The 9,877-nt window shown below is 40.7% G+C and carries 8 protein-coding genes and 1 pseudogene; 6 read left to right on the forward strand and 3 right to left on the reverse strand.

Annotated features, from left to right (window positions below):
- The first annotated feature begins 750 nt into the window (after positions 1-750).
- Positions 751-2,280, forward strand: coding sequence for a lysine--tRNA ligase (gene lysS / locus FTU91_RS14160; protein ID WP_218944789.1), 1,530 nt, complete (start codon positions 751-753; stop codon positions 2,278-2,280).
- 334 nt (positions 2,281-2,614) lie between these two features.
- On the opposite strand, the gene trpS is transcribed toward lysS, so the two are convergent.
- On the reverse strand, positions 2,615-3,628 hold the full coding sequence (gene trpS / locus FTU91_RS14165; RefSeq protein ID WP_180082570.1) for a tryptophan--tRNA ligase: 1,014 nt from the start codon (positions 3,626-3,628) through the stop codon (positions 2,615-2,617).
- A 198-nt stretch (positions 3,629-3,826) separates the two neighbouring features.
- On the opposite strand from trpS, the gene FTU91_RS14170 reads away from it, so the two are divergent.
- Positions 3,827-4,753, forward strand: a complete 927-nt coding sequence (locus FTU91_RS14170) for a DUF808 domain-containing protein (protein ID WP_180082572.1) — start codon at positions 3,827-3,829, stop codon at positions 4,751-4,753.
- Positions 4,754-4,804: 51 nt separating this feature from the next.
- On the forward strand, positions 4,805-5,710 hold the full coding sequence (locus tag FTU91_RS14175) for a neutral zinc metallopeptidase (RefSeq protein ID WP_180082573.1): 906 nt from the start codon (positions 4,805-4,807) through the stop codon (positions 5,708-5,710).
- 48 nt (positions 5,711-5,758) lie between these two features.
- On the opposite strand, the gene FTU91_RS14180 is transcribed toward FTU91_RS14175, so the two are convergent.
- A complete protein-coding gene (locus FTU91_RS14180) occupies positions 5,759-6,316 on the reverse strand; it encodes a hypothetical protein (RefSeq protein WP_180082576.1) in 558 nt (185 codons plus the stop codon).
- A gap of 237 nt (positions 6,317-6,553) precedes the next feature.
- Between FTU91_RS14180 and FTU91_RS14185 the strand changes: the two genes are divergently transcribed.
- On the forward strand, positions 6,554-8,053 hold the full coding sequence (locus tag FTU91_RS14185) for a sodium:proton antiporter (protein ID WP_180082578.1): 1,500 nt from the start codon (positions 6,554-6,556) through the stop codon (positions 8,051-8,053).
- Positions 8,054-8,136: 83 nt separating this feature from the next.
- Positions 8,137-8,472, forward strand: a complete 336-nt coding sequence (locus tag FTU91_RS14190) for an MGMT family protein (RefSeq protein ID WP_180082581.1) — start codon at positions 8,137-8,139, stop codon at positions 8,470-8,472.
- 76 nt (positions 8,473-8,548) lie between these two features.
- On the opposite strand, the gene FTU91_RS14195 is transcribed toward FTU91_RS14190, so the two are convergent.
- Positions 8,549-8,989, reverse strand: a complete 441-nt coding sequence (locus tag FTU91_RS14195) for a universal stress protein (protein WP_166167484.1) — start codon at positions 8,987-8,989, stop codon at positions 8,549-8,551.
- 321 nt (positions 8,990-9,310) lie between these two features.
- On the opposite strand from FTU91_RS14195, the pseudogene FTU91_RS14200 reads away from it, so the two are divergent.
- Positions 9,311-9,745 (forward strand): annotated as a pseudogene (locus FTU91_RS14200) (P-loop NTPase fold protein); the annotation flags it as partial.
- Between the last annotated feature and the right edge of the window lie 132 nt (positions 9,746-9,877).

Raw genomic sequence — 9,877 nt, forward strand, 5'->3', positions numbered from 1 at the left:
TCATGAGAAAGCCCATATAAATGGGTAATGTACAAGTTGCTGTAGAAGCATGTTTAATTCGTCTGATCACAGATACTTTATAAAGCATTTTAATACTTTTTTGAATCTGTCAATGCGTAAGTCCTAATAAATTATTTATTAAAAATAAATGCTTGGTGTGATTTATTGTTCAACTCAGTATTCAATAACAAAATGTAGCGATGGTGTAAAAAATGGTTTCTCTACTTTCATGGACAGCATGTTTTGGAGAGTTGGCCACGCTATTGAAACATTGAGTTATGCAATTTTAATTGCAGCCTTACCTTAAAAAGTACGGCAGGTATATGGCATCCTTAGCTATAGCCAATGAACCTACGGCAACGGTATGGTTGCTACGATTGAGCGTTTGGAAGAGTTGAAAGTGGTGATCTTTAAACATTTAGCTAGGGTTTGAGAGAGTATTGAAGATTTGGAAGGTGAAGAAGTTAAAAAATGGAAGGGTGCTTTAGAGAAATATGTTCTGGAGCAGATAGATGGAAAAAACATACTCAGGGTGAATGTAGGTAGGTCTAAAGGCTATCGGGAAATGATGGAAAACGGGTTTAAAAGGGTTATGAGACTGTTAAACAGCTTACCGAAGCCTAGCCAGATGAAGTAAAGAACCCGGCTTTTAGCAAATCAGTGCATTTGTATAGCAATAAGACATTCGAAATTTGCACTAAATCTGCTATGCTATGCAACTTCCGTTTTTTACACATATTCGAGGCAGAGATGACGCAACATAACGCTCAATCGACTTCTGAACCACACATTTCCGAAAACGATTTAATTGCACAGCGTCATGCCAAGTTAAAGCAGATTCAAGACCACGCAAAAGAAACTGGTATTAGTCCATGGCCAAACGCGTTTAAGCGTGAGCACTATGCACAAGATTTACAAGACCAATTTGCTGAAAAATCTAAAGAAGAAATTGAAGCTGGCGAACACGTCCATGTAAAAGTGGCTGGTCGCGTGATGTTGAACCGCGGGTCATTCATTGTGATCCAGGACATGACTGGCCGTATTCAGCTTTATGTTGCACGTAAAGAACTTGCACCTGAAGTACTGGAAACCATCAAGAGCCTGGACCTGGGCGATATCATTGCAGTTGAAGGTTATATCGGCCGTTCCGGTAAAGGTGACCTGTATGTACACATCGAGAAATTTGAACTTTTAACCAAGTCACTGCGTCCACTTCCAGACAAATTCCATGGCTTAACTGATACAGAAGTCAAATACCGTAAACGTTATTTGGATTTAATCGTAAACGAAGAAACCCGTAAAACCTTTGAAATTCGTGCCAAAGTGGTTTCTGGGATTCGTGCCTATTTAAGCAATGAACGCTTCATGGAAGTGGAAACGCCAATGATGCATGTAATTCCAGGCGGTGCTTCTGCGCGTCCGTTTGAAACGCATCATAATGCCTTAGATATGCCGTTATTCTTGCGTATTGCACCTGAGCTTTACCTGAAACGTTTGGTGGTAGGTGGTTTTGAGCGGGTGTTCGAGATTAACCGTAACTTCCGTAATGAAGGGGTTTCAACCCGTCATAACCCGGAATTCACCATGATTGAATTCTATCAGGCTTATGCAGACTATAAAGACTTGATGGCTTTAACTGAAAATATGCTTGAGAAACTGGCGCTAGATATCCTGGGTACGACAGACGTTCCTTATGGTGAAGAAGTGTATAGCTTCAAGGGTCCATTCAAGAAAATTTCCATGTTTGATGCCATTCTGGAACACAACCCGCAATTTACACCTGAAAATGTATCTGACCGTGAATTCCTGGCGAAATTCATTCAGGAAGAATTGAAAGAACAGGTGAAACCTGGTTTTGGCCTAGGTAAACTGCAAACCATCGTATTTGAAGAAACGGTGGAAACCAAACTGCGTCAACCGACATTCATTACCGAATATCCAGCGGAAACTTCTCCATTGGCGCGCCGTAATGATGAAAATCCGCACATTACTGACCGTTTTGAATTCTTCATCGGTGGTCGTGAATTGGCCAATGGTTTCTCGGAATTAAATGACCCGATTGACCAGGCAGAGCGATTTCAGGCACAGGTTGCTGAAAAAGATGCCGGCGATGATGAGGCGATGCACTTCGATGCAGACTTCATTGAAGCCCTTGAATACGGTCTTCCTCCTACAGCAGGCGAGGGTATTGGTATTGACCGTTTAGTGATGATTTTTGCCAATGCACCAAGTATCCGTGACGTGATTTTGTTCCCGCATATGCGTCATAAACATGCATAAATTGTGAATGAAAAGAACCCGCTCAGTGCGGGTTTTTTATTGCCTGAAACTTATGATGGCTTGAAAATCAGGCAAAAAAATACGCAATGATTGGGGTGATCATTGCGTAGAACAACGAATCTGTTTGCACAGTTCGGTTAAGGAGAATGTTAGAACTAGGGGTAGCTCTAAGCATTTAAGACATCTTAAAATGAAGGCTGAGTCATTTCATGATGCTTTCAGTTAAGTTGTGTTAATTCAGGTTAATCACTCTGGGTTAGTGTGATTGATTACTCATTTTTTAGCTATAAAAAAGCCCCTCTAGAAAAGAAGGGCTTTTAAAAATATACAGTGTTTAGAAGTGGAAAACGCCAAGTCCTGCTTTCACTTCATCAAGGGTTTGCTGGGTAATATCACGGCACTTGTCAGTCCCGGTTTTTAGAATATCCATGATGTAGTCAGGATCTTTCTGTAATTCCATACGACGTTCACGAATAGGGCCAATCAGTTCTTTCAAAATGCCTTCAAGACGTTTTTTCACCGTACCATCGCCCAAACCGCCACGTCGATAATGTGCTTTTAACTCTTCCAGCTCTTCTTTGTTGGTATCAAATGCATCTAGGTAAGTAAATACCACGTTGCCTTCCACCTGACCTGGATCTTCAATACGCAAATGATTTGGATCGGTATACATGGCATTCACAGCTTTTTTGATGTCCTTGTCAGATGCATCCAGCACAATGGTATTGCCCAAAGACTTCGACATTTTTGCTTTACCGTCGAAACCTGGTAAACGACCAACATTAGACAGCAGTGCCTTACATTCAGGTAAAATCTCATGACCAATCTGACGGTTTAAACGACGCACGATTTCGTTGGTCTGTTCGATCATTGGAATTTGGTCTTCGCCCACAGGTACGACAGTGGCTTTAAATGCTGTAATGTCAGCGGCTTGTGCTACAGGGTAACACAGGAAACCTGCCGGAATATCGCGCTCAAAGCCGCGCATCTGAATTTCAGATTTAATGGTCGGGTTGCGCTCTAAACGAGATACAGTGACAAAGTTTAAATACAACATGGTCAGTTCATTCAGTGCTGGCAAGCAGGACTGAACACAGATGGTGGTTTTGGTCGGGTCAATACCTACAGCCAAATAATCTGTTGCCACTTCAATAATATTACGGCGTACTTTTTCAAAGTTATCGGCATTGTCGGTTAAAGCTTGGGCATCAGCAAGAAGGAGATGTTGATGGTGAGAATCCTGTAAACCTACGCGTGAACGTAAAGAACCTACAAAATGACCTAAATGAAGTTGTCCGGTTGGGCGGTCGCCAGTCAAAATAACAGGACGATTGTCTTGATTACTCATTATCTCTCTATTCCAAAGTAGTGAACACTACATACTTATATGCTGATGTATTGCCTTATTGTACGGCATAATGTTTTTGAATGTCAGGCACTATAAAAACAGATCATTGAAAAAATAAGAACAATTTAATGATGTGGATACAGTTTTTTTGAATTTTTCTCTTTAAAATAGCCGATAGAACCTTTAGGGATAACAGGAATGGCGAGTAGTTTATTAATATTATTAGATGATATTGCAACTGTTTTAGACGACGTTGCTGTCATGAGTAAAATGGCGGCAAAAAAAACCGCAGGCGTATTGGGTGATGATCTGGCACTCAATGCTCAACAGGTGAGTGGCGTGCGTGCAGAGCGTGAGCTGCCTGTGGTTTGGGGTGTTGCCAAAGGCTCTTTTGTGAATAAGCTCATTCTGGTGCCTCTGGCGTTACTGATTAGTGTGATCGCGCCGTGGCTCATCAATCCGTTATTGATGATTGGTGGTCTGTTCCTGTGTTATGAAGGGGTAGAAAAAGTGCTGCACAGTGTGCAGCACAAAAAAGCCACGACGGAAGAAGCGGCTGAAGCAGAATTCAATGCCATTGAAACTGATTTGGCCAAGTTCGAGAAAGAAAAAATCAAAGGGGCGATTCGTACCGATTTTATTTTGTCTGCTGAAATTGTGGTGATTTCATTGGGTACCGTTGCAACAGCTGCTTTTGGTACTAAGGTGATGGTGCTGTCAGCTATTGCGATTATCATGACTATTGGGGTGTATGGTTTTGTCGCCATGATTGTCAAAATTGATGATCTGGGATTGTACTTAACCAAGCAGGCATCGGGTTTCAAGCAAACTGTGGGACGCGGTTTGCTGGCGTTTGCCCCAAAACTGATGAAAACTTTGACCATTGTCGGAACCATTGCCATGTTCCTAGTGGGTGGCGGAATTATTACCCATACCATTCCATTGTTCCATCATGTGACCGAAGACTCGGTCGATTATGTACAACACCTTCCTACAATGGGCAATATTATTGGCGCAGTGACTCCGACCTTAATTAATCTGGGGATTGGTTTTGTTGCTGGATTGTTGGTTTTAATTATGGTTAGCGTTATTCAGAAGATGAAGTCCAAGTCAAAACAGGCTTAATGATGAAAAAGCTCGCTAAAATAGATTGAGCTAATTCTAAGGAAAAGCACTATGCGCTGGAAAGGACGTCGAATCAGTAGCAATGTAGAAGACCGTCGTGGTGGTGGCGGAGCTAAAGCAGGTGGGATTAGTATCTTGGGGCTGGTCGTCGCATTCGTGGCCTGGAAATTTTTTGGAGTCGATCCTCAACAGGCTTATCAGGCCACCAAACAGGTCACTTCACAATCACAACCGGCTGAAACCAGAGGTTTGGAGAATCCAAGCCCGGAACAGCAGGAAGCCATGGATTTTGTCGGTACGGTATTGGCAGATACCGAAGATACCTGGAGCCAAGTGTTCCAGCAGCAGCTTAATGCGCAGTATGTCGCGCCTAAACTGGTGATGTTTAATAGGGTGGTGGATTCGGGCTGTGGTACCGCACAATCTGCCATGGGGCCTTTCTATTGTCCTTCGGATCAGAAAGTGTATATCGATACGGCTTTCTTTAAAGATATGCGTCAGCAAATGGGTATATCCGGTGAGCAAAACAGCACGGAATTGTCCCGCCAGGATCAGGCCGGTGATTTTGCCCAGGCTTATGTGGTGGCTCATGAAGTAGGACATCATCTGCAAACGCTGTTAGGTATTTCAGCACAAGTGCAAAAAGCCCGTGCCCAATCGAGTGAAGTGCAAGGCAATCAGCTTTCTGTACGTCAGGAATTACAGGCAGACTGTTTTGCCGGGATTTGGGCGTATCACAACCAGCAACGCACCCAGTTTCTGGAGCAGGGCGATATTGAAGAAGCCATGGATGCAGCGCATAAGATTAGTGATGACTATTTACAGAAACGTGCGACCGGGCAGGTGGTACCTGATAGTTTTACCCATGGCAGCAGCCAGCAGCGCATGAAATGGTTTGAAACCGGGTTGAAATCGGGGAATATCAATGATTGTGATACTTTTAATCAAGCCATTTAAATAGTAATGAAGCATTAAAAAAAGAGGATATTAAATCCTCTTTTTTTGTTAACCATGAATAAACTGTTTAAAGTTCCGGATAATTCGAATAGACACATACAGTGCTGCCAATGCAAACAGTGCCATACTAAACAGGTGATATTTTAAATCTGAAATATCAGCTTGATAAAATTGCTGAATTTGCGGCTTAGAATAAGACCATTGCTGCTGCTTTTGGGTACGACTATCTTGATAATTAACCTGCTGGATATAATGCTGCTGACCTATTTTTAATAGCTCTAATTGCTGGATTTGTCGGGTATGGGACTGGTTATATTCATCTGTACAAATATCTTGCAGATAATGCTGGCAGTTTAATTTGGTAATATAACCATTCTGTGCAATCACAATATAAATGGCCTGATCCGGGCGTTGATTATTCGAGACCAGCACCAGTGGTTTGTCAGGTGTAGATTTTAAGGAAATCTGCGTGGCGTACTGAAAAGCTTGATCTGCTTTTATAATTTCTCGGCTTTTTGAAAAAATACTCAAAAATAAAGTCAAGGTAATAAGAAAAATGATCCCTGCAAAAAAAAGCCGAAATATGGTTTTAACTGTTTGATGCATGGTTAAATTCAACTTAATGTAGAGAGAAATGAAAAAAATGAGGAGATACTAAATAAATGGATCTTGGGCTATGTTAAATCATTGCTAAAAATATGTAAAAAAACTTAACTATTTTGTGAGTCAAAGAAAAAATGGTTAAACTGATTCGGTGAATAAATAGTATTGAATTAAATATTTATTTGGAAATGGTGGGATGCGTTCGCTTTATTCCAATCAATCGCTCAAATTGGAACTTTAATGGGAAATTTCTTTTTTCTTCAGGTCTTTACAGTTATTTTTGCGCTTTCAATTGCAACGACTATTTTTAATAAGCGTATTTTAGGTTTTCCACAGGCGATAGGTGTACCCATTGTTTCGGCAATTTTTGTCTTTATTTTACAATGGGGTGCCAGTTTACTCAGTGGCAACAAGTTCATCACCATTAATATTCACAATATTGAAGAAGCAGTTCGTCATATTGATTTCTATGATTTTTTAATCAATGGCGTGATCTGTTTTATCCTGACCTCTTCCGCTTTAAAATTTAAAGTGTCCGATTTAAAAAGCCACTGGAAACCGATCAGTATTTTGGCCAGTATTGCACTGGTACTGTGTGCGGTATTTTTTGGTGTCACTTTATATGGCTATCAATTCCTGATTGGCAAGCATGTCGATTTATTGGTGCTTTTACTGTTAGGTGCTGCATTGGGTGCGACCGACCCGATCGGAATTAAAGGTGTACTCAGTTCGGTACGTGCACCGCATCACCTCATGGTTAAACTGGAAGGTGAATCACTATTTAATGATGCCATGTGTATCGCCGTATTCATGACTTTATTATATGTATTGCAGGGTGAACATTTTACCATTGTGGGTACGTTGCAAACTTTGCTTTACGAGATTGTAGTGGCCATAATTATTGGCTGGGGTTTTGGTCTGGGCATTCTAAGATTGCTTCGTGGCAAACACGAAATGGAATCTTTGATTTTAACCACCGCATTACTGGCTTGTGGTTCATATTTGGTGGCTTTATTTGCCCATGCCTCTGCACCCATTGCCTGTGTGATTGGCGGTTTGGTGGTAGGAAATAAGTGGAAGGAAATTTTACAAGAACGTGAAATTCGTGAAGTCAACCATTTCTGGCATACCGTTGAAGGGATCATCAATTCCTTCTTGTTCACCTTGATTGGTCTGGAACTGTTTATTCTGGATTTAAGCATTAGTTTAATTCTGGGCGGGATTGTGGCGTTCCTGATTCTGCATGCTTCGCGCTTTGCTGCCAACTATCTGTCATTTGCATTTTTCCCGAACTTTAGAAACAAAAGCTATAATGGTAGTTTAGCAATTTTATCATGGGGTGGGGTGCGTGGCGGAATCTCGCTTGCCTTGATTCTGGCGGTAGCAAATATTCCTGAACTCAGTGAGTACAGCAGTATCCTGGTAGGCTATACCTTTATTGCCGTTTTACTTTCCGGCGTAGTCTGTGGACTGGGTTTACCTGCGGTCATGAATGCCTTTTATTATAACCCCAATGAAGAAACCACGGGTTTTAAGGGCTGGTATCAACGCTTGTGTCATAAAATGAACCGCAAAGGCTTTCAGTATATTGTTGGTGAAGATGCCAACGGCAATGAAACTATTACCGTATATAATCCGGATGCCTTAATTGATAAAAAAGCCGAAGATGGTGTTGCAGTCATGCATAATCCAGAGAAGGTGCAAGTCGTGAAACGTTTGGAAAGTCCGGATAATTTCTAAGTGTAAAACACAAATAAAAGAAGTTCATAACGGGCTTTTTTTATAGCTTGAAATTTTAAATGGGATGATTTAAGGACCTTAGTATGCCAGAACCTTCAGGTCGCTCCAGTGATGAGTTGGCGCGTCAAATTCTGCAAGTGGTTGCCTTAATTCCATATGCTAAAGTGGCCAGTTATGGACAGATTGCCCGTATGGCAGGTTTACCCAAACATGCACGTTTAGTCGGTTATGTATTAAAGCATCTGGATTCAGCGGCGGATATTCCCTGGCATAGGGTTATCAACTCTCAAGGAAAAATTAGCCTAAGCAAATTAAATGAAAGCGGAGAAAGTATTCAACGATCAAAATTAGTGGCAGAAGGGGTAATGGTGATTGGAGATAAAATTAATTTAAAACAATATCAGTGGATGAATAGTTGATAAAAGCTGTAGGTAGATTGATTATCGGAATAAAATTTTCCCACCTTTAGTTAAAGATGGGAAATATAAGAGAATATTATTGGCGAACAATCAGCACCGGAATATGAGATTCTCCGAGTACACTTTGAGCAACGCTACCCAGGAACAGTTTTTTCAGACCTGTACGGCCATGTGAACCAATGATGATCAAATCAGCATGGCTATCTTCAGCAGCTCTCACAATTTCACGATGAATCACTTGTCCTTCAAGAAGTTTAGTTTCTACTTCAAGGCCTTGTTCATTGAATTTTGCCTTTGCTGCTGCTAGCGAATCAACAATCGCATTACGAGCACGTTCAATCAAGTCATTGGTTTGGCTAGCAGAAATGTATTCTGCTGCGATATACGGATCAAGTGCTAAAACTTGAACTACTGTAATTTTACTGCCAAATGCTTTAGCAAACTCAGCTGCTTTAGCCACTGCTGCATAAGCTGTTTCTGAACCGTCAACTGGGACTAAGATATTTTGATAAGCCATGTGTATTTCTCCTTATAATCCTTACTAAAATGTATCGTATTAAGACTAGAACTTCTTGTTCAATAAAAACGTTTGAAATGATACTAGCTGTATTTCTATTAAAATAAAACCTAGTAATTTCATGGGGATAATTTATTCCCTAAAACAATTTTATAATTTAATCTATCATGATTTTGTTTAAAAACTAGCGGGCTTAAAACTAAAGTCTGAGGAAATTGTAAGCAGATTTCTTATTTGCAACCATTTGTAAAAATAGATGTGAACAGTTCTTTAAAATTGTCATATCATAAATGTAGTAACTTATTAATAATGAATTAAAAAATGCATGAAACAGATCAATTAAATTGGCAACGTGATAATTTTGAAAATATTGGAACTGCTTGGGAGGGTGATCTTTAGGATCGTGAGCGTTTAGGAATTCAGCTTACAAATTATGTTGATCGTTTGCGGTGTGGTGCTGTGTTGGCATTGGATGCACGTTGGGGTGAAGGTAAAACGTGGTTCGTATGTCATTGGACAAAACATTTAAATAATACAGAACATAACGTCATTTATTTAGATGCCTTTGCAAATGATTATTTGGATGATCCATTTCTTGTTATCACCGCTGAAATTACAAATATTTTAAATAAAGATAAAAGAACTAAAAGAAAAGTTAAAAAATTGATTGAATTGTCTGCATCAGTCGGTACAGCATTATTGCCATCTCTACCTAAAATTGCTTTAACTCTCGGATTACATCTAGTGGGTGCAGGACTTCTGTGTGCCGCAGCAAGCGGCGTAAGAGATGAGGGTATGGCCCCTCGCTATCGGCTTGCAGGAGCAGGTAGCAAACCACCATAAGCGGCTTGGATCAAAAGTCCCGGTCGTGAGCGTTATGGAAAAGGC

Source organism: Acinetobacter sp. YH12201 (genome assembly GCF_013418145.1).
Classification (GTDB): Bacteria; Pseudomonadota; Gammaproteobacteria; order Pseudomonadales; family Moraxellaceae; genus Acinetobacter.

What these genes read in the sequence shown, in the direction of transcription:
- FTU91_RS14175 (WP_180082573.1), top strand. Translation starts at nt 4,805, where the DNA reads ATGCGCTGGAAAGGACGTCGAATCAGTAGCAATGTAGAAGACCGTCGT.
- FTU91_RS14180 (WP_180082576.1), bottom strand. Translation starts at nt 6,316, where the DNA reads ATGCATCAAACAGTTAAAACCATATTTCGGCTTTTTTTTGCAGGGATC.
- FTU91_RS14170 (WP_180082572.1), top strand. Translation starts at nt 3,827, where the DNA reads ATGGCGAGTAGTTTATTAATATTATTAGATGATATTGCAACTGTTTTA.
- FTU91_RS14195 (WP_166167484.1), bottom strand. Translation starts at nt 8,989, where the DNA reads ATGGCTTATCAAAATATCTTAGTCCCAGTTGACGGTTCAGAAACAGCT.
- FTU91_RS14190 (WP_180082581.1), top strand. Translation starts at nt 8,137, where the DNA reads ATGCCAGAACCTTCAGGTCGCTCCAGTGATGAGTTGGCGCGTCAAATT.
- lysS (WP_218944789.1), top strand. Translation starts at nt 751, where the DNA reads ATGACGCAACATAACGCTCAATCGACTTCTGAACCACACATTTCCGAA.
- FTU91_RS14185 (WP_180082578.1), top strand. Translation starts at nt 6,554, where the DNA reads ATGGGAAATTTCTTTTTTCTTCAGGTCTTTACAGTTATTTTTGCGCTT.
- trpS (WP_180082570.1), bottom strand. Translation starts at nt 3,628, where the DNA reads ATGAGTAATCAAGACAATCGTCCTGTTATTTTGACTGGCGACCGCCCA.